Origin of the sequence: Rhodohalobacter sp. 8-1, from assembly GCF_038150125.1 — a bacterium.
GTDB lineage: Bacteria > Bacteroidota > Rhodothermia > Balneolales > Balneolaceae > SW132.
In genome coordinates, this window is record NZ_JBBVMF010000024.1 from 30,705 (window position 1) to 54,032 (window position 23,328).

Consider the following 23,328-nt stretch of genomic DNA (forward strand, 5'->3'; position numbering starts at 1 on the left):
TTGAGCCCTGAGTCTTGAGATATGAGATCTCAAGACTCAATACTCACGACTCAAGACTCAAGACTACACATATGAGCACATTCGATACAATACCACAAACGAAACAAGACGCACTGGTAGAAACTCTTCTCCGGCTTGCCGACGACCGCCTGATTCACGGACACCGATTATCTGAATGGACCGGTCACGGCCCGGAGCTGGAAGAGGACCTTGCACTTGCAAATGTTGCTCTCGATATGATTGGCCACGCAGCTTCCCTTTATAAATACGCCGCAGAGCTCGAAGAAAAAGAGGACGAAGATTATTACGCTTACTTCCGCGATGATATTGATTTTAAAAACGTAGCTCTTGTTGAACTACCGCGCGGCGATTTTGCATTTACGATTGCTCGTCAGTTTCTGTTCAGTACGTTCAGTTATTTTCTTTACAAAGATTTGATTGAGACGGTGGATAACGAGCAGTTCAATGGGATGCTTCAGAAACATTTCAAGGAGATTAAATACCACCTGCGCCACAGTCGTGAGTGGGTATTGAGGCTTGGTGACGGCACTGAAGAAAGCCACAGGCGAATTCAGGAAGCCTTTAACGACCTCTGGATGTACACCGGCGAGCTGTTTGAAATGGATGAGTCTGATGATTTTGCTATCAAACATAACCTCTTTGTTGACGTTACCTCAATAAAACCGGATTGGAAAAAACTGGTTACAGAAACACTTGAAGAGGCAACGATCACCGTGCCGGATGAAGAGCAATATATGTTCTCGGGCTCCAGGCAGGGACGACACACTGAACATCTGGGTCCGCTGCTGGCTCAAATGCAGTTTCTGAGGCGATCTTACCCGGATGCGGAATGGAAATAATAGATTTGGGTCATGAGTCATGATATTTGATAAATTCATGACATACGACTCACGACTCAATTCTAATGACTCAATGAAAATAACAGAACCCATATCAAAAGACCAGATCTGGAAATTGCTTGAAGAAGTCATCGACCCGGAGATTCCTGTTTTGAATGTGGTTGAAATGGGAATTGTGAGGGATGTCATGATTGATGGGGAGTCGGTGATCATATCCATCACGCCAACTTACTCCGGCTGCCCGGCAATGAATGCCATAGAAATGGAGATTAGGAAAAAATTACAAGAGGAGGGCATCTCGGATTTTGAGATACGCACAGATTTCAAAGAGAGCTGGACGACCGACTGGATGACAGATCACGCCCGAAAAAAACTAAAAGATTACGGTATCGCACCTCCGGAGGATACTGAAACCAATGATGACTTTTTAACCACATTGAAAGGCTCACAAAAAGTTGTACCGTGCCCTTATTGTGATTCACTCGATACAGTTCTGCAAAGCGAATTTGGATCTACGGCGTGCAAATCGCAATATTACTGCAACAATTGTAATCAGCCGTTTGAACACTTTAAATGTATTTGAATAATACTACATCTATAGCCTCCTACGGATCTTAATATCATGTCTCTAATACTCTCTTCCACAGAAAACAGCATACTAACTATAACCCTGAACCGCCCTGAAAAGTACAATAGCTTCACAGAACCTATGGCTCTGGATATGCAGAAAGCTTTGAAAGATGCTGAAGCCGATGAGATCAGATGTGTTATTATTAATGCAAATGGAAAAGCGTTTTGTGCCGGCCAGGATTTGCCTGAAGTTGTTGAAAGAGCCCGCGATAATGATTACACGCTCGCCGATACAGTTCGTACCACCTACAACCCTATTATAAGATCAATCCGAAATCTCAATAAACCGGTGGTTTGCGCGGTTCAGGGAATGGCTGCGGGCGCCGGAGCAAACCTGGCATTTTCCTGCGATATTGTGATAGCGTCACATGAAGTCAAATTTGTGCAGGCATTTAGTAAAATCGGCCTCATTCCGGACAGTGGCGGCACCTTTTTCCTGCCCCGCCTGATTGGACCCGCCAGGACAAATGCGATGTACCTGCTTGATGAACCATTAAAGGCAGAAGATGCTGTAAGCGCCGGGCTTATTTATAAGTCGGTTAATCATAACAACCTTAAGGAGGAGACAAAAGCTTTATCAGAGAAACTTGCCTCTTTGCCAACTAAGGGGTTTGGACTCTATAAAAAGGCGGTTAATCAATCATTTGAAAATACGTTGAGCCAACAGCTTGACCTCGAGGCCGAGTACCAGGCACTGGCTGGAAAAACTGACGATTACAGTGAAGGGGTCAATGCCTTTCTGGAAAAGAGACAACCAAGATTTAAAGGTAAATAAAAAGAGCTTCCTATAGCGGCTGCCCTGCTTTTAAATTATGGGAGTGTCAAATAATTTACATTTCCCTCTCTTCTCCCGGATACCGGTTTTGATTTTGAAATTCTGCCATCCAGAAGGGATACCGTTTAGGAATGGCAGAAATCTCATCCAGCGCCTGCAGATCCTCATCTGTAAGTTCAATCTCCGCTGAGCGCAGATTTGATTCAAGCTGATCAGTGCTTTTTGCTCCGATAAGAGTACTAGTCACTCCGGGCTTATGGCGAACCCAAGCAAGCGCTGTTTCTGCGATTGACACATCATAGCTGTCAGCAATTTCTCTGAGCAGATCCACAATGGCGTACGCTTTTTCTTTGTCGATTGGGGGAAAGTCAAATTCGTCGCGGCGAGCATTTTCTCCGGATTCTTCTTTTTCACGGGTATATTTGCCAGTCAAAAAACCACCGGCAAGTGGGCTCCATGGTACAAATGCAAGATTCTCGGATTCCGCATACGGTATCAGAGCATCCTCAGCATCCCGGCCTGAGAGCGAATAATAATACTGCATTGCTTTAAATTGATGCCAGCCTTTTGACCGGGCAATCTCATTTGCTTTGGCCACCATCCACGTCGGCCAGTTTGAAACCCCCAGATATCGCACATAGCCTGTATCAACAAGATCGTTGAGGCTGTGCATGATCTCCTCAATCGGCATCACGCTATCCACACCATGCACGTATAAAAGATCAATCTGATCTACATTTAAACGGGTCAGGCTATCCTCAGCGGAGTTAAATATATGATAACGCGACAGCCCCTGATCGTTCGGCCCCTCACCCATGGCTCCGCGGACTTTTGTGGAAATAACGAGCTCATTCAGGTTGAGATCAAGATTATCTATGCTGTTTCCGAGAATCTCCTCTGACTGACCAAACGAGTACACATTGGCCGTGTCAATAAAGTTGATGCCGGCATCCACTGCCATTTGTATAAGTTCGTCAGCTTCATCTTGCTGCTGCTGACCGACCGATTTCCACATCCCTTCGCCGCCAAAAGACATGGTTCCAAAACTGAGTTCTGACACAAATAGTCCGGTATTTCCTAAAAGTTTGTAGTCCATTGGGAAAGATTGTTTTTAGGTTAACGTTTACAAAAAAAATATAAATAAATACTAAAAGGAGACAGTTCCGATATGAGTCATGTTTGTATTCCTTTACATCAAACAATTAAAGTGCATTCACGTAGTTTGCAAAAGGCGTTCCCCTCATGCCTCTTACAAATCGCATATCCGCGCTGATCACTTTCTCTCCATACTCAATGGCCACGGCAAGGTAACAAGCCTCGTATTGTGTGATGGGAAGCGCAACTGATAAATCAAACGCCAGTTTTCCTATCAGCGAATAAGGAATAATCTGGATCGGAATATTGCGGATTTCTTCATAGATATTATATGCATCATCCGGTTCAATTAAGTGCTGGCGGACCTTTTTTGTAATAATGGAATCCATTTCAAATTGAAACAAATCAGGTGCATAAAGTCGGTTGTAGCTGGAAAGAATGTCAACCGCTTTTTGATAATTATTTTCTGGTAAAAACCATTTAATGGCAACACAAGCATCAATAACCGGAATATTCATCGATTCCTGTCTTCAGAGAGTTCTTCGCCACTATCAGGAAAGGACTTACCGGATGCTTTATATTTTGTAAGTATATCATTGACCCTCTTCCGGGTTTCATCAATATCAGGTTTTGCATAACTATCTACAAGCTCCTTCAATTCTTCTTGAAGCGACCTGTTATTGCTCTTCGCCCTCTCTTTTAACTGTTTTAGTGTTTCCTTGTCTATATTTCTGATAAGTACGTCTGCCATAGGTTTTCCCGTTTCATTCTATTGTTATCATTATGATATCATTTTTTTAAACGGTTTGTCAACACCTTGGTTTTGACGGCTGATTGCTTATTTTCAACAGGTAATTATAGAATAAAAATTAACTATGAGCTTAGATAAAAATACCACAGTTGGAGTTGTTGGAGCCGGAACGATGGGGAGTGGAATTGCCCAAATTGCAGCCACTCACGGTCATGACGTTTTTCTTTTTGATGCATTCGGGGAGCAATTGAAAGATGCTGAAGAAGGACTTATTAAAATTCTGAGCCGTCAGGTTGAAAAAGAACGGATGAGCCGGGACGAAGTCGATGGTATTTTGTCCCGAATTCACTTTGTAGAACACATGAATGCTTTTGAGACATGCGGTATTGTTTTTGAGGCAATCGTTGAAGACTTAGAGGCCAAAAAAGATCAGTTTGCCCGCTTGGAAGCCATTGTGTCAAGAGACTGTGTTTTGGCAACCAACACCTCTTCCCTGTCAATTGCATCAATCTCATCAAGTCTGGAGAAGCCTGAGAGATTGTTGGGCGTTCATTTTTTCAATCCCGCCCCGCTTATGAAACTTGTCGAAATTATTCCCGGTATCTCTACTGACAAACGTGTTCTTGATGACGTTCGAGCATTTATTGACGGTTGGGAAAAAACTACGGTTCTGGCAACAGATACCCCCGGATTTATTGTCAACCGGGTGGCACGTCCATTTTATGGTGAAGCACTGCGCATGTATGAAGAAGGTATTGCGGAACCCGCCACAATCGATTGGGCAATGAAGGAGCTGGGTGAATTTCGTATGGGACCCTTTGAGCTGATGGATCTTATTGGACATGACATCAACTATAAAGTAACCGAAACTGTGTTTAAAGAATTTTTTTATGATCCACGGTTTAAACCCTCGTTTGCACAAAAACGTTTAGTGGAAGCCGGACGCCTTGGGAGAAAATCTGGTATCGGGTTTTATGAATATGGAGAAAATGCAGAGAATCCAGACCCGGTAAAAAATCAAGACCTGGGCCAAAAAATACTTTATCGAATATTGGCCATGCTCATCAACGAAGCTTGTGATGCTGTTTTCATGAATGTAGCCACAGTTGAAGATGTAGACCTTGCGATGACCCACGGCGTTAATTATCCTAAAGGCCTGTTAAAGTGGGCTGATGATATCGGGCCATCTACCATTTTAGACTGGATGAGCGCGCTACAGGTAGAATATCGCGAAGACCGTTATCGCCCAAATCCTTTACTCAAGCGAAAAGTAAGAAACGGGGAGTTCTTTTATGAATAATACTCATTCAACGCAATATAAAGACATTGTAGATAAACTCCTCAGCCAGGATCCATTCAGCAACTGGATGAAAATTGAAATCATTGAGGTATATGAAGGGTTCTGTACCGCACGGTGTAGGGTCAGGGAAGACATGATCAATGGATTTGGGGTGACTCACGGAGGTATTATTTATTCACTGGCTGATTCAGCTCTTGCTTTTTCAGCGGCCACCGGCGGGCGCGTAGCCCTCGCACTAAATAATTCGATCTCATATACAAAAAAGGCACGGCTTGGTGACACACTTACGGCCCGTTCTGAAGCCATTAATATGACACATCGAACAGGACTTTTTGATATCAAAGTCACAAATCAGGCTTCCGACATTATCGCAGTTATGAAAGGAACCGTGTACAGAACTAAAGACGTTTTATGATTGAACTGAGATTCAAAAAGCGTGTCCTTACCTCATAACTTTTATTATACATACACGTAGAATAGTCCGAACATCAGATTTTAAAATGAAATATGGGATTAGAAAACGAAGCGAAATCCATTTACGATACAAAGGCCTTTTATAGAGAATACGTTTCCGGGATGAATTCCCGGCAACTTGGCAAAGAATTTCAGTCTGATTCTGAACGCCTGAAAAAACTCTATCGAGATGCACTAAAAGAAAATAACCCACATGTTGAACCGGAAAAAATTCCGTTTTTTCAGCGCCTGCTTAGTTTACTTTCATCCCTCACCAAACGCCTGAATCCGGTTCGAAGATTAGTATTTGGTGTATCGCTGGTATTCTTCCTGGTCTATTTTGTCCTGACAATTTTTGAATTTGTTAACATATTTATATTAAGCAGCTTACGGCCAATTTTGCTACCTCTTTCATTCGTATCAGTTCTGGTCATTCTTCTAATAGAACTGCTCGAAAAATCTGATGTGCAGCAAGAGCTTAACGTAGCAAGGGATATACAACTCAGCCTGCTCCCTCCCTCCACTATTAAAAATGATTCGCTTGAAATCTATTCATTTGCAGCTACCGCACGAGAGGTTGGTGGCGATTATGTTGACGTAATGAAAACGGATAAAGGAACGTACGTTATAATAGCTGATGTATCCGGTAAAGGTATGATGGCCGCACTTTACATGGTGAGAATTCAGGCACTTGTTCATCTCTTAATTGAAAAAGATCATCCATCACCCAAGCAGCTTCTGCTTGAACTAAATGACTACATCAAATCAAATAAATCAGATAAGACATTTGTTACAGGGTGTGTCGCTTTCTTTCCTGATGATGATCTTTCTTTTACATATGCCAGAGCCGGGCATAACCCACCAATTCTTTACAGTAAAAGCCACGATTCAACATTTAAACTCAGAACAGAAGGATTTGCCCTTGGAATGACCTCCACGCCGTTATTGAAGAAAAGAGTAGTGGAGAAAAAATTTCGTTTCGCCGAGCAGGATAGTATACTGTTTTACACTGACGGACTTACGGAAGCGCGAAATGAGTTTGGAGAGGAATACGGAATTGAGCGAATAGACGGTATTATGTCAATATACGGATCACTCCATTCCAAGACGATCTCGAAGAAGGTTCAATCCTCCCTCGAGTCGTTCATCGGTAACGAAAAGAATTTGGATGACATAACATTTGCTACTGTGCATCGAAATCCTTCGGACAAACTTTCAGCCGGTAAGTAAATAGTTTACTTACTTTTATTTTGTGAGAGTCAGTCCGTTTTCAACAACTTTTCCCACTGTGAGTCCAAGTTGTTCGTAAACCTCTTCAAATGGTGCAGATTCACCGAAGCGGTCAATGCCCATTACAATACCATTGCTGCCCGTGTATTTATGCCAGCCGTATGGAGATGACGCTTCTATAGAGATTCTTGCACTTACATCTGAAGGCAGAACCGATTCTTTGTAGTCTTCATCCTGCTCTTCAAACAAATCAATACATGGCATGCTGACCACACGAGTCGCCACACCTTTTTCTTCAAGTTGTTCAGCTGCTTTCACGATTATTTCAACTTCTGAGCCGGTTGCCATCAGGATCAATTCGGGAGTTCCGCTGCCTGCCTCTTTCAAAATGTATGCACCTTTTTCGGTATGTGAAGCGGAAGCATACACAGATCGATCAAGCGTTGGCAAATTTTGACGGGTAAGTACCATCACAGATGGGCCATCCTCTTTCTGTATAGCAGCTTTCCAGCACCATGCGGTTTCATTAGCATCAGCCGGGCGAAAAACCGCTACATTCGGAGTCGCCCGAAGTGCTGCGAGATGTTCAATAGGCTGATGCGTCGGGCCATCTTCTCCCAAGCCAATACTGTCGTGCGTAAATACAAATATCGATGGAATGTGTGATAATGCCGCGATCCGTATTGATGGTTTATTATAGTCAGAAAACACGAGGAAGGTAGCTCCAAATGGAATAATTCCTCCGTGGAAGGCTAATCCATTTACTGCTGCAGCCATTCCGTGCTCACGAACCCCGTAATGCAAGTTTCTGCCCACGTAATTATCAGCCTGGTAGATTCCCTTATTGGCCATGTCTGTTTTTGTGCTTCCGGTCAAATCTGCTGACCCGCCGACAAGATTGTAAATGTGGTCAGAAATCTGGTCTAGAACTTTACCGGATGCATTCCTGGTGGCAAGTCCTGCCTCATCTGCTTCAAATTCAGGAATCACTTCCGTCCAATCTTCTGGCAGATCTCTGTTTAGAAATGAATTGAAAAGCACGCCATCGGCCGGGTATTTTTCTTTAAAATCATCAAGTCTTTCTTCCCAGATAGCTTCAGATTTTTCACCTTTTTCAACTGCTTTGCGAAACTCATTTTTGACCTCTTCGGGTATAACGAAGGGCTCATCATACGGCCAGCCTAATCTGTCTTTTGTAAGTTTAATTTCATCTCTACCTAACGGAGAGCCATGAGATGCAGCTGTACCCTCTTTATTCGGGCTTCCGAACCCTATTGTAGTTTTGCATTCAATGAGAGATGGCGTGTCAGTTTGCTGAGCTTTTTTTATCGCCTGTTCAATCTCATCATGGCTGTGTCCGTCAATTTGCTGTACATCCCAGCCGTAAGCTTCAAACCGTTTTTTCGTATCATCGGTAAATGCTAAATCTGTTGATCCGTCAATAGATATCTTATTGGAGTCGTAAAGATAAATCAGCTTGTGAAGTTTTAGGTGACCTGCGAGGGAAGCACTTTCGTGTGATATGCCCTCCATCAAATCGCCATCGCTCACAATTGCGTATGTATAATGATCTACAAGTGTACTGTCGTCTTTATTAAACTTAGACGCCATAAAACGTTCTGCCATGGCCATACCAACACCGGTACCAAATCCTTGTCCCAGCGGGCCCGTTGTGGTTTCAACGCCGGGGGTCATACCAAATTCAGGGTGTCCGGGTGTGATGCTTCCCATCTGCCTGAAATTTTTTATCTCATCAAGAGGTAAATCATAACCGGTAAGATGCAGAAGCGAATAAAGCAGCATCGACCCGTGACCAGCTGACAGCACAAACCGATCTCTGTCGAACCATTGAGGGTTCTTTGGATTATGTTTTAAAAATTTTGTCCAAAGTACGTAAGCAACATCCGCCATTCCCATCGGCATTCCCGGATGGCCGGAATTAGCAGCTTGCACCGCGTCCATGGAAAGAGTTCTTATTGTATTTACGCAGAGTTGATCGAGATTTTCGGCAGTGCTCATAGATTTCATTAAGAGTATGAATTTTATGTCAAGTCACAAATATAGACAAGATGTTAACTACAGAAAAATGAAATTGCATAAAAAAACCGCGCAAATTTTGCGCGGTTTTTTGAACCATCTTGTTCTATAAAAGAATCGGTTATCTTCGATTTGAAGAGTAGCCTTCACACTCCAGCACAAACTCGAGTTCATGAGAAGCCGGATCGGAAAATTCTCCGTAATTTGCATTTTCAAAAGCGCTGCACGCATTTCCAGTCTGGTCGAGCCCTTTGTAAGCAGTACCCAATTCGAAATAAATTTTTGCCCGTGCAGTTACACCGCCTGTTTCATATTCAAGGGCCTGATTAGCATGCTGAATCGCATTATTATAATTTCCCATAAGATTATGTACTTCAGCAAGTCTGTAATGAGCGTCTGAATTGTCAGAATCATATTTAGAAACCCGGTTCAAAAGTTCTATAGCTTCGCTGTAGTTATCGTTTTCCTTTAGATTATTTGCTCGATAAATCAATTCTTCCGCGGCCCCTGTCCTTGCGTTATTGAGGGTACGGTTGTCGCCAAGCTGCTCAGCAAGTTCTATTGCCCTGTCGTAATATTCAAAAGTTTTCTCATTATCGTTTGGATTTTGCTTCTTGTAAACGATAGCCCTTTGATAATGCGCAGTTGGGTAATTTGGATTTAATTCAATTGCAGTGTCCAAACTCGCCATTGCTGCATCATAGCTTTCATTCCTGAATTGTATCGTCGACTTCAAATAGTGTAGCTGTGGGAGTGCTCTGGACGTTTGTTGAACAACCTGATCGTCATTAAACTCCCGGCCAGCTTCTTGAGCGTCTTCAAAATACTCAATGGCCTGATTTACAGCATCTAAACTTTTCTGTTGCTGAAATTGCTGGAAGGAACGGGATGCCCGGGTATAATAAACCCTTGCAATATTGGCCCTAATTCTTTCTGAAATATCCTGCAACTCATTATTTTCCGCTACTTCAAGTGCGTCACGATAGGTTGCTATAGCGTCTTCAAGTTCACCAGCTCCGGCAAGCTCCTGCGCCTGGTTGTACAAGGTAACAGCTTCACCTCTTGCTTCTTCCTGGGCTGCAACTTGTTGGGTGAAGCCCAAAATCATCGCAAATAATAGCAGTGCGGGCAATATTTTGCTGTAAGATTTCATAATAGATACGTGTTTTGTTGTGATTTTTAGAATAAAACGAGCTTAACTTAATAAATTTTCAAATTAAATTTTGTCAATCTACTGTATAACATTAACTAATTTTGAGTCATAAAGTTTCTTAAAATGAAAAATTGGGTCTTGGCCGGCGTTTCTGATAGAAATCGCAGACATGTTTCACTGCTTCCTGCGGGTCATCAGTCATATGAAACAGTGATGTGTCATCTTCCCCAATATATCCCCCTTCAACCAATTGTTTCTCAATCCAGGAATGCAATCCTTCCCAATACTCTGTACCGACAAGTACAATAGGTATTTTTTCAATTTTATTGGTCTGAATAAGCGTCAGTGTCTCAAATAGTTCATCAAGAGTACCAAAACCACCGGGAAAAACGATGAAGCCCTGAGCATATTTTACAAACATTACTTTACGAACAAAGAAATACTTAAAACTGATTTCATACATTGGATGAACATAGTCATTTGTTCCCTGCTCATGTGGAAGGTCTATACCTAAACCAACCGACTTACCTCCCGCTTTTTTGGCTCCTCTATTGCCCGCTTCCATAATACCGGGGCCACCTCCTGTGATTACTCCAAATCCATTTTCTGCGATTAATTCAGCCGTTTTAACAGCTTTTTGGTAGTACTCACTGTTTTCTTTGAGCCGCGCAGATCCAAAAACGGATACACATGGCCCGACCTTCATCATCTTATCATAACCATCTACAAATTCACCCATGATCTTGAAAACACTCCAAAGATCATCGTTCCCCTGCATTTCAAAATGATCCGGCGGCATATTTTCTTTTGAAAAATACTCAGGCACTGACATACTTATTTTTTATTTAGTTTAAATGATAATTTTATTCCGGGTGTAGACAAAGCAAGAAGCTCAGGCGAGATTGTTGCTCTCGCAGATAAGTCATCAGAAACATCAAAGCTTCTCATATGGGCAAATACGTATGCGTCAACAGCATTTAACCCGTGTGCAAGTACCAATACAACAAACATTAAATCACGCCTGTTTCTCAGAGAATTCCGGTTGGTTCTTAACTGGTTTTGATTAACCCCCTGCAACTGCTCAGGTGTAGGTCCAAATTTAAGATCTGTATCTTCGCCACGCTGAGCGTTATAAAAAGCTGCTCTGTAGTCTTTATAATCCTGGTGAACCGTGTATGTGTAATAGCCAATGCCGGCATATAATCCATAAACTATTGGAACCTTCCAAGCTTGTTTGTTAACAATCTGTCCCCAACCGGGTACCATTAACGATTTATACATAACAGATGTCGGTTTGGGAAACTCACGGCTCTCACTATTCGCCTCAGTAGTATCTTGCTTTATAGGCCGGTCGGCTATCCTGTTCTCAAATAAGAAAAAATTTTTCTGGACAACAGAAGGCTGAGCTGAAATTGATGAGATGAAAGCGCAAAAAAACATCAGCAGACTAACTCTCTTCATCAAGAATCTGTAAAAGTCGTTCAAGGTCATCGTTTGAATAATACTCAATACGAATCTCTCCCCCATCACCTTTTTGCCGGATATTTACTTTCGTGCTAAGATTGTTTCTGAGTCGTTTTTCGATCTGATTTAAAAATGGAGAATCCTTTATTTTTGTTTTCCCCCGATCGGCCTGCTCATCCTTTTTAGAAAGTGATCTCACCACTTTTTCTGTCTGACGAACAGATAATGATTTCTTCAGGATTTTTTTCAGGATTGTCTTTTGATCAGACTCATTTTCGACACTTATAAGGGCACGGGCATGTCCGGTTGAAATTTTTTCATCACGTAAAGCCGCTTGCAGAAAATCCGGCAACTGAAGAAGCCTCATCATATTAGTGACCGTACTCCTGTTTTTACCAACACGCTCGGCCACTTCGCCCTGGGTATAGTTACACTCCTCCATCAGGCGCTGATACCCCATTGCCACCTCGAGTGGATTAAGCTCTTCACGCTGAATATTTTCGATCAGCGCAAAGGCGATCATTTGCTCATCATTTACTTCACGGACATAGGCAGGTATTTCATCAACACCAACTAATTTCGATGCCCGAAGTCGCCGTTCGCCGCTTATCAGCTCAAAGCGTTTTTCGCCAATGTAGCGAACCGTAATTGGCTGAATAAGGCCGTGTTTCTTAATTGACCCGGCAAGTTCATCAAGCGATTCCTGATTGAAATCTTTTCGTGGCTGATGTGGGTTTGCCCTTATATGGTCAACTGGAATATCGAGAACAACATTAACCTTTTCGGATGGCTCGAGAGGGACAGCAGTTTTTATTTTTTCCCGGCTGGCATTTTCTCCCTCATCATCATTGTATTCTGGGAAAAAAGCCCCAAGACCTCGTCCAAGCACTTTTTTTGTCATAAAATCTCCTATTCAGCCACAACGGGGCTGTCTTTAAACATCTTCTTATTTTGCTGTATAATTTCTCGTGCAAGAGAGAGATAGTTTTTTGCCCCTACACTCGACGCATCATATAGTATTGCCGGTTTTCCAAAGCTTGGTGCCTCGGCAAGCCGTACATTTCGTGAAATAACTGACTTAAAAACGCGGTCATCAAAATACCGTTTAACCTCATCAGCTACCTGATTGGATAGGCGTGTTCGGGAGTCGTACATCGTCAACAAAACACCTTCTATATCGAGATCCGGGTTCATGTGCTGTCGAACAATTTTAATCGTATTCAATAGCTGACCAAGTCCTTCAAGCGCAAAATATTCGCATTGAACAGGGATTAGCACGGAATCTGAAGCTGTAAGTGAATTAATGGTTAACAGCCCAAGCGACGGTGGACAATCTATAATGATGAAATCGTAATCACCTTTGACCTCTTCTACAGCTTTAGCGAGAATTCTCTCACGTTGATTACGGTCGACCATTTCTATTTCGGCTCCAACAAGGTTGATATGTGATGGAACCAGGTCGAGAAAATCGAGTTCCGTTTTACATATAGTCTCAGACATGTTCACGCCGTCAACCATAACCTCATAAATTGAGTTTTCAACCGACTTCGATTCAATACCCAGGCCACTTGTAGTGTTATTCTGTGGGTCAATATCGATAATAAGTGTTGAGTGCTCAATTGCAGCAAGACTTGCTGCTAAATTTATGGCGGATGTGGTTTTACCTACACCACCTTTCTGATTTGCAATCGAAATTACTTTTCCCATTCAATAATAGAGGCAAGGTTAAGATTAATTCAAATGAATATAAGCCACTATAAAGCCCTTACCAAAAGAAGTTATACACATCAGAATGTTGATATCTTTATTCAACTGCCCTTTGTGCACCTGTTAAAAAGGTTTTAGCGATTGCTGCCGGTGAGCTGAACTGATCGGCTAAACGGTGCAAGATCGGGATATCTACCTATCGGCCTTAATTTATTGAATCTGTTTTCCGATTCATTTCCTAAAGCTGCATTAGAAACAGACTCGAATCCGCTTAAATGAAGTACATTCTCCCTATCTATCCAGGGCTTCAAATCTGCAGGGCGGTTTTCAGACTGCTGAATTAACTCATGTCCATAGGATGGAAAAGCGGATGAAGCGTTTGACGCTGGAAGGCTCTCATCGAATGGATTATTTAGGATTAGCGAACCCGTTGTGAGACCTATAATTACAACCGCAGCTGATAAAAAATAACCACTTCTCATTCCTGATTTTTTGTTGGACTGCCCGGCTGCATATGATAATATAGAATCTGTTATATGCTTCGGCGGTGACAAATCAGGCAATGAATTTAACTTTTTTTTCATTCTCCTGATAGACTCAACCTCGATCCTGAGATCGGGATTTGTGGCCATGTTCCGCTCAAATTCAATTTTTTCAGCGGGATCCATTTCATCGAGTATGTATTTTATACTGTTTGTATCTTCTTTACTCATACACTATTCGGTTCTTTCTCAAGCTCTTCATCAAACATTTTTCTCAAGTTAATAAGCGCATATCTCATGCGTCCAAGAGCCGTGTTGATGGATACATCAGTCAATTCTGCGATCTCCTTAAACGGCATTTCGTAATAATGCCGGAGCATCACAACGGTTCGCTGTTCTTCCGGCAAATTCGAAATATGTTCTAAGAGTTCAGATGTTGACTCGTCCAGCTCAAGCTTTTCATCCTGAGCAACGGCATCTTCATCCGGTAAACGATCATAAAAATCAGTTTTAGAATCGTCATCATACGATCCTTTAACGTCTACAAATCGTTTTTGTTTTCGAATATGATCAATTGTTGCATTATGTGCAATTCTCATTACCCAGGCAATCCATTTACCTTGCTCGTTATAAGTGTCATCCATTTTGGTGATCACCTTTGTAAAGGTCTCCTGGAAGATATCATTGGTTACTTCACGATTATGGACCATGCTGAAAATATAAGAATAGACTTTAGCCTGGTGGCGATTCATCAGTTCTTTAAAAGCGAGCTGATCTTCATTTTCGCGATATAGATGTACAAGTTCACGATCTTTCATTTGATCGTAACTTTCGGGGATATTTTTTGATTTATTCAGTCGCATAATAATGGTGATTTAATATTCCTTCACTTGTATAAACTAACAAATAGCCGGGCTTTTACATTCGATTACGATATAATTTGTATATCGGATGGCGAAAACCGCTACAAATACAATAAAAGACAACCTGCATCAATAGTCTATAACATATTGATGTTATTTGATGGGTTACTGATTATAACAAATCAGACGCACCAGGCACGTTATCCATCATTTGTACAGGTAAGTGGTAAAAATGTTTCTTGAGTCATTTTCTAACTTTATTATTTCATTACGTTTAGTATGATAGTCAGAGTTTTAATCCGCATGAAAATTCAAAGAAAATGTCAAGTTCTTAGTATTGCTCTACACAGAAACTGAATCAACAGGCTTATTAAAATAGCTGTATACACTTTCTCCTTTCTTTTCCCCAATCGCTTCTTTTAACTGGTCTTCTTCTGAGGCTTTCACCTGTTTCACGGATCCAAATATTCGAATTAGGTCAGCTGCTGTCTTTTCCCCGATCCCGTCAATTTCTGTTAGCTCGGTTTTTACCGTTCGCTTGCTGCGTTTATCACGGTGATAATTAATCGCAAAGCGGTGAGCTTCATCCCGTGCCCTTTGTAGCAACTTTAATGCTGACGACGTCTTTGGAATCATGTAAGGCGCTGACTTGCCGGGGACGAATATCTCCTCAAGGCGCTTGGCGATTCCCGCAATTTCACACTCCCCTTCGAAACCAATCTCGCGTAAACCCTGGACCGCGGCATTTAACTGCCCCTTACCGCCGTCAATCAGAATCAAATCAGGCGGCTGTAGTTTTTCCCTTTTCACCCGTTTGTATCGGCGCATCACAACCTCTTTCATGGATGCAAAGTCATCCGCGCCAGTCACCGTTTTTATTTTGAAACGTTTATATTCACTCTTTCTCGGTTTTGAATCCACAAAGCAAACCATTGAGGCGACCGGATCAGTACCTTGGATATTTGAATTATCAAAACATTCAATTCGGCGAGGCAACCGCTGAAGGTGCAGATACTCTTTCAGGTCTTTGACTGACTGAGGAATTCGTTCTTTTTCAAATTTTTGCTTCTCGAGTTTACGCTGCCCCAGGTTCAGTTTTGCATTAGATATCGCCATATTGATCAGGTGTTTCTTTTCACCAATTTTTGGCACTCTGATGGGTACTTTTTTCTGATGCATCTCCCATAGATATTCAGCCAATGGCTCTGAATCTTCCATCTCTTCACTGATATAGACTTCATCAGGAATGGCGCCCGCAAACTGTCCGGTATAGTAATCTTCCACAAATGATTGAATCATAATATCGCGGGAGGTTTCGGTGATATTCTTCAAAAACCGATGGAATTTCCCAATCAGTTTCCCTTCGCGTACTTTAAAGAGAACGCCACAGGCTTCCTGAAGCTCCTCATCTACTTCAATCGCAAAAATATCGCGGTTGACCTGTTTATTATCCACGATCTTCATCTTCTTATTATACTTCTCAAGAGATTCCATACTGTCGCGCAGCTTTGCCGCCTCTTCAAATGCCAGCGCATCTGATGCGATCTGCATCTCTTCTTTGATGTCTTTGATCAAGTCTTCCGTTTTACCCGTCAGCAGACGCTCCACCTTCTCCATAGCATCTCGGTATTCATCATCATCCCAGTCACCGGAGCAATTCTCAAGGTAGTCATCAAAACAGGAATGCCATTTAGGAGCCCCACGTGATTTATCGATCATTTTGGGTGACACAGCACACGTGCAGAGATTAAATGTTTTTCTGATGGTTTCAAGCATCCGGCGCATATGCCCAACATGGTCATAGGGACCAAAATATTTACTGCCATCCCGAACCACTGTTCGTGTGGGGAACACCCGGGGCTTTGAATCGTTAGTGATGCAAATATATGGATATGACTTATCATCACGATACATGATATTGTACCGGGGCTGATGCTTTTTGATCAAATTATTCTCAAGGATCAGGGCCTCAGACTCCGAATCCGTGACAATCACTTCAACATCTTCAATTTTAGAAATCATCACTTTCAGGCGGCCATCGTGATGACGAGATTCTTGGAAATACGAGCGAACACGATTTCTCAGCTTTTTTGCTTTACCTATATAGAGGTGGTTCCCCCGGCTGTCTTTAAACTGGTAGACGCCCGGACTGAGGGGTAAATGATCAACTTTTTCCTTAACAGTAATGGACATAAGAGCAACTTTCAATTTTCACAAAAATAGCAAACAGACGACTTGGGTAAAAACATTTATATTAGCCTATTGATGGAAACCAACCAATAGATTCAAAATCCCGGAGATCTATACCTGATTTTTATACTTTGCGATGATAGCGGCAAAAAATATTTGTATAGAGTTAATTAATACAGGCATCATCTACTATTTTATATAACAACCCATGTCTCTATCACACCAGTGCCAACATTTTTTTATTACCACTCAAAGAAACAAATTATGCAGTTCACCGGAACCCAACCCGATATCCCAATCATTTACGAAGACAATCATCTGCTTGTAATTCAAAAACCAGCCGGCTTACTCTCACAAGAAGATCATACAGGTAGGCCCGATGCACTTACACTTTGTAAAGAATACATTAAAAAAAGGTACAGCAAGCCTGGCAATGTTTTCCTGGGATTGCTGCACCGTCTGGACAGACCGGTTAGTGGGGTGATGGTATTTGCAAAAACATCAAAAGCTGCATCGCGAATCAGTGAGCAGATCAGAGCTCGTAAAGTCCGCAAACGGTACCGGACAGTGGTCATTGGAAATCCACCACCAAACGGAGTACTTGAACATCACCTGGTCAAGAATGACGTTAAAAATATGGTTACCATCGTAGACAAGGCTACCCGAAAAAGTAAACTTGCCAAACTTTCGTTTAACACACTATTAACAAAAGGTTCTCTTTCGCTCGTGGATGTTAATCTTGAAACAGGCAGGGCTCATCAAATCCGTGTACAATTTGCAGAAATCGGTTCACCCATCTGGGGGGATAAGCGTTATGGCAAGCAGACATCATCCGGATCCATAGCTCTTCACGCTTACAGATTTACACTTAAGCATCCCACATTAGATGAGAAAATGACCTTTACTGCTGATCTTCCAGATAGTAAGCCATGGACTGAATTTAAATAGAAAAGCCACGCATCAGGCGTGGCTTTCTCAAACTTAATATGTGACTATAGTTTATACAATTTCAGGTTTACTATTCACATGCTTGGGCTTCCATGCACTTTGTGTACTTTCAAGTGCTTTCGAACCAATCTCTTCAGCTCTTTCGGTATCACTATTTATTTCATAGGATGTTACAATTGGAACCACTTTGCTAATTTCGGTAATCAGTATTGTACAATCTTCCAGGTGACTCTTACTGAGTTCCGCCAGCTTCTGATTTTCATCAGAAAGTGCATGAGTGTGAAGCATTGTGTACCCAATTGTTATCATTGAAAGTGCCGCATAATCATCACGCAGCATTTTTGACAGTGCATCATCTCTTACAGAATCGATCATACCTGCAATAGATCCAGCAAAAGATGCAATCTTAGACTTGATTGCAGACTTCATTTCACCACCCATTTGCTCAATCTCTGATTCAAGCTTTTGAACATGAGAGGACGCCATTTTATCGAGCTCATTAAGCAACTCTACTGCTCTCTCATCAGTTACTTTATCAGATGTTTTCTGCTTCTTAACGGCATTCATAAAATGTCGTTCAAGTGCATGGAGGTCAGATGTGTACGTCGACAGATTTTTATTATCTTTATTACTCATAACGGGGTTAATTACTTTAGATTTTTACTTCTAACTTATCTTTTAAACAAACGTTATGTTATTACAGTTCAATAGGTTTGTATTCTCAATTGAAAATATTTCGATTTAATTCAGCACGCACTTTAATGTTTGATCACCCGGTTACAAAATTCGCCGGGTTCCGAGGTATTTTGTTGCCCAATATCTCTGACCAATATTTGAAATCATCACTCCTGAGGACACCGATGCATGGAGAAACCTGTCACCTTTCATAATAATCCCGACATGTAACATATTCCGGCCAGTCTTAAAAAACACGAGGTCGCCGGGGCGGGTATAGTTCCGCCTCACACTGGTACCTTCCTGAAGTTGCTGTCTTGTATTCCGGGGCAATTCAATTCCAAAATAATCCTTAAAAACAATCTGAGTAAATGACGAGCAATCGACCCCTCCCATTCCTGCTCCCCCCAATACATAAGGCGTACCCCTCCAGTTATTGTGAGCTTGATTTAATGCATCCAACACATGACTTTCTTGGGCCGCTGTACGCGTTGCCTGTTGCGGAACACGTTGCTCATTTACTACGCCGCAGGATGATAGAATTAAAAACAGCGCGAACAGCAAAGCATTGCGTGGTGTTACAAAATCGAAAATAACCTGGGTGCACATTGGCAAATGATGTTTGTATCTTGTTAAAAATAACTTATTAAATATGATGAGATTACTTGTAAATATCGACCACATTGCCACACTTCGTAATGCCCGTGGCGAAGGTTATCCGGACCCAGCTGAGGCTGCCATTGTTTGTGAGAACGCCGGCGCTGCAGGAATCGTATTTCACCTAAGGGGAGACCGCAGGCACATCAAAGATGATGATGTTCAGCGGCTTAAAGAATCTGTTACGGGCATCCTGGATTTTGAAATGTCGGCTTCAAATGAAATGATTGGTATTTGTCTTGAGACAGAGCCGGATCTGGTGACGCTTGTACCCGAGGGGCGCGAAGAACTCACAACTGAAGGCGGCCTCAACATGACTACCGTTTTTAATGATTTTAAAAACCGGGTGTTTCCCGCTTTAAAAGATAGTGAAATTGATATTTCTCTGTTTCTCGATCCCAACCCAAAAGATATTGAACTTGCCCACGAACTAGGTGCATATGCCGTTGAACTTCACACAGGCACTTTCGCCAATGCTGTTAACAATGACGACCGTAAAAATGAACTTGAGCGTCTGGCAAAAGCAGCACAGCTTATTCACGAGTCCGGCATGACTGTAAATGCCGGGCACGGGCTAAATCTTGATAATCTTCCGCAGCTGATTGAACATGTGCCCCACCTTACAGATATTAGTATCGGTCATGCATTAATCTCCAAAGCTGTTTACTGGGGTCTTGAAAAAACAGTGAAAGAGTATTTAAGTCTGATGAAAAATTAATTCGTTACAGGATTCGAATATCAAGTGACTGCCAGGTCCGGATATTTTGAAAGCTTAATCATAAACATTCTCACCCAGTGCAATTTGACAGATAAACAACCACATAAATCAGGTTACGCGGCCATCATAGGAAAGCCCAATGCCGGCAAATCCACCCTGATGAATCGCATACTCGGCAGCAAGATTTCCATCACTACGCATAAAGCTCAAACGACGCGCCACCAGGTGGTGGGTATTTATTCGGATGAAGATACTCAGATTATATTCCTCGACACCCCCGGAGTGATTTCTCCAACCTATGAGCTTCAAAAGGCAATGATGAAAACCGTTGAGCGGGCCCGAAGTGATGCAGATGTCATTCTCTTTATTTTTGATCCGACGGATTCACATCCAACGGATGAAGTTATTGAGCTTCTTCGCTCAATTAACAAACCAATAATCCTGGTTGTCAACAAAATTGATGTCATCAATACTGAGAAGGCAGAGAAAAAAGTATCCGCACTTAAAGATCAGCTTCGGTTCAAATCCATTCATTATGTTTCTGCGTTAAAGGGTGAAGGAATTTCTGAACTTATCGATGATATCCGCTCATTGTTTATGCCAGGACCGCCCTACTATCCAAAAGAAGATTTAAGTGAACACCCCGTACGGTTCTTCGTTTCTGAGCTTATCCGTGAACAAGTATATTTGCAGTTCCAGGAAGAGATCCCTTACTCTTGTACAGTAGACGTTATTTCTTATGCTGAAGACATTGACATAGACCGCATCAGCGCAGAGATAATTGTAAACCGGAAATCACAAAAAGGCATGCTGATCGGTAAAGGCGGCAAGGCAATCAAGAATCTTGGAATTGCTGCCCGCGCCTCTATTGAGGAGTTTATTGGCAAAAAAGTATTTCTGGATTTACACGTAAAGGTGCGAGAAAAATGGCGTGAAAAAGAGAACTGGGTTAGAAATCTTGGTTACTGATACTTTTGGAACCGATTCCGATTACTGAGATTACCGGAATTTGTGTATAGTAATGGTACTACATCAATCATCAAATTTTAACTTGCTATTTCAAGTATATCAGCATGAAAGTCCTGCTTTTTTGCCTTCTCACTATTCATTTATTTCAGGCAAACCTAATAGCTCAACTTGACACCAATAAGCCGGATTTGCGAATTGTGTTAATGTCGGACTTAAATGAAAGTTATGGATCAACTCACTACGGCCGTTTTGTAGACAGCACTATGGCATACGTTGAAAAGTGGCAGCCTGATCTTGTACTATTCGCCGGGGATATGATTGCCGGTCAAAGCCTCAAGCTTAGTGAAACCGAGATTCGCGCTATGTGGTCTGGTTTTGATGAGACAATCGGGGGGCCTTTGAGAGATCTGAACATACCGTTTGCCTTCACGCTCGGTAATCATGACGGTTCTAAAAGCGGGAATTTCGATCATGAGCGAGAATTGGCAAAGGAATACTGGAGCACCCGAATGCCTGATCTAACATACATCAACAATGAAAATTTTCCTTTCTACTACAGTTTTTCATTCGATGATCTTTTCGTGATCAGCTGGGATGCGTCGGGTCACCTTATCAGTAAAGAAGAGATCAACTGGATTAAAGAACAACTAACGCAGGAGGAAGCCAAAAATGCAGCTCTCAGACTCATTATTGGCCACTTGCCGCTTTATGCCATTGCTGAAGGGCGTAATCGTCCGGGTGAAGTACTCAACGATGCAGACCAGCTATTTGAAATGATGACCGATTATGGAGTTGACTATTATTTTAGCGGTCATCATCACGCATGGTATCCCGCAGTAAAAGATGGCCTGAAAATGATTCACTCAGGGGCACAAGGCAGCGGACCTCGTGCTTTAATTGGGTCAAAACGTCCTCCAAGACGAACTATTACATTACTTGAACAAAATGATGGTTCCGGTGATTTCAGTATTAGTACCTATGACATGCATGATAATATGAAGGTCATTACTCCTGACCAGCTCCCGCTTGCAATTGAGGGAATAAACGGACGGATTGAAAGATATAATTATGATGATTGATCCCTGATTTTAGTTAATCAGATAACCGTTGGTTTAAATTCTCTCTCTGAAAAAATCATTATAAACAAAGGACTTCATCATATAAATACCCGGAATTTATACCAAAAGTGGTTCCAAGTACATCTCAGTCCTTCTTTTTAGGTTTATATATTTTAAAAAATAAATCTTGCATTCTATATATAATCTAACCTATGTTTAGGGAGTGAATAAAAAAGCCCAAAATATTATTTGTCCCTGTATGATGTGTATATGTTGTCGCACATGATGCAGAGGGTGTAATTATTTTTCGAAAGAATTTTAAGCCCTCTGGGAAACCGGCAGGGCTTTTTTGTTGTTCATATTTTTGAGATTCGTTCTTTTATATTTTTGAACTCTTATCCAGAAAGGTGGAGGGACAGGCCCTGTGAAACCTTAGCAACCAGTTCCGGCAGCGATGTCGTTATGTTAGGTGCTAAATCCTGCCAACGCCGGCAAATGTCGGGGGAGGAAAGATGAGATGATCAGGCCATTAGTGTAATCAAAAGCCTCTTCTGAAAATCCTTCTCCCACAATTGGGCCAGGACTTTTGGAAGAGGCTTTTTTTTGTTAGACCTCTCCTCTACGGAGGAGACAGATCAAAACTCGTGCAGAGTTTGAGCAGAGGTGGGTTAACCGGGCGTTGATTGGGTTTGGAGTTACATTCAAGCTTCTCAACCTCACGAACCCACCCCTGTCACGCCGACGGCGTGACTGTGCCCTCCCGAGAGGGAAGTTTATAAGTTTAATTTTATCATTAACAGTAAAATCATTACGAACCTTTGAGAAGCACATTTAACGGCTGGTACGACAAGAAGATGCGGGCAACTCCTGAACTATCGGAGGAGACCGACACCATTGAATACTGGCTTGATAACATTAAAACAATTGCCATTGTGGGAATATCCAGAAACAGACATAAAGACAGCCATTTTGTGGGCCGCTACCTGCAAAAGGCCGGTTATAATATTATTCCGGTGAATCCCGGCGCTGATGAGATCCTCGGTGAAAAGGCTTATCCGGATTTGAAATCAATCCCTGAACAGATTGATGCAGTAGATATTTTTATTAAGCCGGAATATGTCTCTGAAGTTGTAGATCAGGCGCTTGAAGTCAATCCAAAAGTCATTTGGCTGCAGCTTGGCGTCGGTGAACATCCTGAAGAAATAGAAAAAGTACAAAATAACGGAGTTTTAATGGTACAAAATCGCTGTATGAAGGTCGATCACCAGTTCCTAATTCGAGACAGGGATAAGACCAGGTGAATGGCCAATAAA

General features: G+C 42.1%; 25 protein-coding genes and 1 riboswitch. Of the genes, 11 read left to right on the forward strand and 14 right to left on the reverse strand.

Annotated features, from left to right (window positions below; all coding sequences use genetic code 11):
* Window positions 1-71 precede the first annotated feature (71 nt).
* The 3 genes from paaC (at window position 72) to AABW11_RS17530 (ending at window position 2,265) form a co-directional block, all read left to right on the forward strand.
* The gene (gene paaC, locus AABW11_RS17520) at window positions 72-860 is read left to right on the forward strand and encodes a 1,2-phenylacetyl-CoA epoxidase subunit PaaC (protein WP_340106459.1); all 789 of its coding nucleotides are present in this window, start codon (window positions 72-74) and stop codon (window positions 858-860) included.
* A gap of 73 nt (window positions 861-933) precedes the next feature.
* The gene (gene paaD, locus AABW11_RS17525; RefSeq protein WP_340106461.1) at window positions 934-1,443 is read left to right on the forward strand and encodes a 1,2-phenylacetyl-CoA epoxidase subunit PaaD; all 510 of its coding nucleotides are present in this window, start codon (window positions 934-936) and stop codon (window positions 1,441-1,443) included.
* A 39-nt stretch (window positions 1,444-1,482) separates the two neighbouring features.
* Window positions 1,483-2,265: an enoyl-CoA hydratase-related protein gene (locus AABW11_RS17530; RefSeq protein WP_340106463.1), complete on the forward strand. Its 783-nt coding sequence runs from the start codon at window positions 1,483-1,485 to the stop codon at window positions 2,263-2,265.
* 55 nt (window positions 2,266-2,320) lie between these two features.
* Here AABW11_RS17530 and AABW11_RS17535 read toward each other — a convergent pair whose 3' ends face one another.
* The 3 genes from AABW11_RS17535 to AABW11_RS17545 all read right to left on the reverse strand — a co-directional run bounded on the left by AABW11_RS17535 (window position 2,321) and on the right by AABW11_RS17545 (window position 4,111).
* Window positions 2,321-3,361 (reverse strand): aldo/keto reductase, encoded by a 1,041-nt coding sequence (locus AABW11_RS17535; RefSeq protein WP_340106465.1) that lies wholly within the window; start codon window positions 3,359-3,361, stop codon window positions 2,321-2,323.
* 106 nt (window positions 3,362-3,467) lie between these two features.
* Window positions 3,468-3,878 carry a type II toxin-antitoxin system VapC family toxin gene (locus tag AABW11_RS17540; protein ID WP_340106467.1) on the reverse strand — a complete coding sequence of 137 codons (411 nt, stop codon included), beginning with the start codon at window positions 3,876-3,878 and terminating at the stop codon, window positions 3,468-3,470.
* A complete protein-coding gene (locus AABW11_RS17545) occupies window positions 3,875-4,111 on the reverse strand; it encodes a FitA-like ribbon-helix-helix domain-containing protein (protein WP_340106469.1) in 237 nt (78 codons plus the stop codon). Before AABW11_RS17545 ends, AABW11_RS17540 begins: the two co-directional genes overlap by 4 nt.
* Before the next feature lie 124 nt (window positions 4,112-4,235).
* On the opposite strand from AABW11_RS17545, the gene AABW11_RS17550 reads away from it, so the two are divergent.
* The 3 genes from AABW11_RS17550 to AABW11_RS17560 all read left to right on the forward strand — a co-directional run bounded on the left by AABW11_RS17550 (window position 4,236) and on the right by AABW11_RS17560 (window position 7,094).
* Window positions 4,236-5,411 (forward strand): 3-hydroxyacyl-CoA dehydrogenase NAD-binding domain-containing protein, encoded by a 1,176-nt coding sequence (locus AABW11_RS17550; RefSeq protein ID WP_340106471.1) that lies wholly within the window; start codon window positions 4,236-4,238, stop codon window positions 5,409-5,411.
* Window positions 5,404-5,826 carry a PaaI family thioesterase gene (locus AABW11_RS17555; RefSeq protein WP_340106473.1) on the forward strand — a complete coding sequence of 141 codons (423 nt, stop codon included), beginning with the start codon at window positions 5,404-5,406 and terminating at the stop codon, window positions 5,824-5,826. The genes AABW11_RS17550 and AABW11_RS17555 overlap by 8 nt, the downstream gene beginning before the upstream one ends.
* Before the next feature lie 92 nt (window positions 5,827-5,918).
* Window positions 5,919-7,094: a PP2C family protein-serine/threonine phosphatase gene (locus AABW11_RS17560; RefSeq protein ID WP_340106475.1), complete on the forward strand. Its 1,176-nt coding sequence runs from the start codon at window positions 5,919-5,921 to the stop codon at window positions 7,092-7,094.
* A 15-nt stretch (window positions 7,095-7,109) separates the two neighbouring features.
* Here AABW11_RS17560 and tkt read toward each other — a convergent pair whose 3' ends face one another.
* The 9 genes from tkt to uvrC all read right to left on the reverse strand — a co-directional run bounded on the left by tkt (window position 7,110) and on the right by uvrC (window position 16,993).
* Window positions 7,110-9,113, reverse strand: coding sequence for a transketolase (tkt, locus tag AABW11_RS17565; protein ID WP_445263796.1), 2,004 nt, complete (start codon window positions 9,111-9,113; stop codon window positions 7,110-7,112).
* A gap of 139 nt (window positions 9,114-9,252) precedes the next feature.
* Entirely contained in the window at window positions 9,253-10,284 is a 1,032-nt protein-coding gene (locus AABW11_RS17570; RefSeq protein ID WP_340106479.1) for a tetratricopeptide repeat protein, read from the reverse strand.
* Between the two features lie 118 nt (window positions 10,285-10,402).
* Entirely contained in the window at window positions 10,403-11,083 is a 681-nt protein-coding gene (locus AABW11_RS17575; RefSeq protein WP_445263797.1) for an LOG family protein, read from the reverse strand.
* A gap of 35 nt (window positions 11,084-11,118) precedes the next feature.
* Window positions 11,119-11,643 (reverse strand): DUF5683 domain-containing protein, encoded by a 525-nt coding sequence (locus tag AABW11_RS17580; protein ID WP_445263798.1) that lies wholly within the window; start codon window positions 11,641-11,643, stop codon window positions 11,119-11,121.
* An 88-nt stretch (window positions 11,644-11,731) separates the two neighbouring features.
* Window positions 11,732-12,649 (reverse strand): ParB/RepB/Spo0J family partition protein, encoded by a 918-nt coding sequence (locus AABW11_RS17585; RefSeq protein WP_340106485.1) that lies wholly within the window; start codon window positions 12,647-12,649, stop codon window positions 11,732-11,734.
* Window positions 12,650-12,657: 8 nt separating this feature from the next.
* Window positions 12,658-13,455 carry a ParA family protein gene (locus AABW11_RS17590; protein ID WP_340106487.1) on the reverse strand — a complete coding sequence of 266 codons (798 nt, stop codon included), beginning with the start codon at window positions 13,453-13,455 and terminating at the stop codon, window positions 12,658-12,660.
* Between the two features lie 134 nt (window positions 13,456-13,589).
* Window positions 13,590-14,168 carry an anti-sigma factor family protein gene (locus AABW11_RS17595; RefSeq protein ID WP_340106489.1) on the reverse strand — a complete coding sequence of 193 codons (579 nt, stop codon included), beginning with the start codon at window positions 14,166-14,168 and terminating at the stop codon, window positions 13,590-13,592.
* The gene (locus AABW11_RS17600; RefSeq protein WP_340106491.1) at window positions 14,165-14,800 is read right to left on the reverse strand and encodes an RNA polymerase sigma factor; all 636 of its coding nucleotides are present in this window, start codon (window positions 14,798-14,800) and stop codon (window positions 14,165-14,167) included. The genes AABW11_RS17595 and AABW11_RS17600 overlap by 4 nt, the downstream gene beginning before the upstream one ends.
* 342 nt (window positions 14,801-15,142) lie before the next feature.
* Complete coding sequence (gene uvrC / locus AABW11_RS17605; protein ID WP_340106493.1) at window positions 15,143-16,993, reverse strand: excinuclease ABC subunit UvrC; 1,851 nt, start codon at window positions 16,991-16,993, stop codon at window positions 15,143-15,145.
* A 261-nt stretch (window positions 16,994-17,254) separates the two neighbouring features.
* Here uvrC and AABW11_RS17610 point away from each other — a divergent pair, with 261 nt between their 5' ends.
* Window positions 17,255-17,938: an RluA family pseudouridine synthase gene (locus AABW11_RS17610; protein ID WP_340106495.1), complete on the forward strand. Its 684-nt coding sequence runs from the start codon at window positions 17,255-17,257 to the stop codon at window positions 17,936-17,938.
* 51 nt (window positions 17,939-17,989) lie between these two features.
* On the opposite strand, the gene AABW11_RS17615 is transcribed toward AABW11_RS17610, so the two are convergent.
* Together AABW11_RS17615 and AABW11_RS17620 are read right to left on the reverse strand one after the other, a co-directional pair.
* Window positions 17,990-18,574, reverse strand: a complete 585-nt coding sequence (locus AABW11_RS17615) for a hypothetical protein (protein ID WP_340106497.1) — start codon at window positions 18,572-18,574, stop codon at window positions 17,990-17,992.
* Window positions 18,575-18,715: 141 nt separating this feature from the next.
* Window positions 18,716-19,222, reverse strand: a complete 507-nt coding sequence (locus AABW11_RS17620) for a C40 family peptidase (RefSeq protein WP_340106499.1) — start codon at window positions 19,220-19,222, stop codon at window positions 18,716-18,718.
* Window positions 19,223-19,265: 43 nt separating this feature from the next.
* Here AABW11_RS17620 and AABW11_RS17625 point away from each other — a divergent pair, with 43 nt between their 5' ends.
* The 4 genes from AABW11_RS17625 (at window position 19,266) to AABW11_RS17640 (ending at window position 23,316) form a co-directional block, all read left to right on the forward strand.
* Window positions 19,266-19,988, forward strand: coding sequence for a pyridoxine 5'-phosphate synthase (locus tag AABW11_RS17625; RefSeq protein WP_340106501.1), 723 nt, complete (start codon window positions 19,266-19,268; stop codon window positions 19,986-19,988).
* Window positions 19,989-20,072: 84 nt separating this feature from the next.
* Entirely contained in the window at window positions 20,073-20,957 is an 885-nt protein-coding gene (era, locus tag AABW11_RS17630; protein ID WP_340106503.1) for a GTPase Era, read from the forward strand.
* Between the two features lie 104 nt (window positions 20,958-21,061).
* Entirely contained in the window at window positions 21,062-22,036 is a 975-nt protein-coding gene (locus tag AABW11_RS17635) for a metallophosphoesterase family protein (protein WP_340106505.1), read from the forward strand.
* A 371-nt stretch (window positions 22,037-22,407) separates the two neighbouring features.
* Window positions 22,408-22,534, forward strand: a riboswitch (SAM riboswitch).
* Window positions 22,535-22,833: 299 nt separating this feature from the next.
* Entirely contained in the window at window positions 22,834-23,316 is a 483-nt protein-coding gene (locus tag AABW11_RS17640) for a CoA-binding protein (RefSeq protein ID WP_340106507.1), read from the forward strand.
* Window positions 23,317-23,328: the final 12 nt, after the last annotated feature.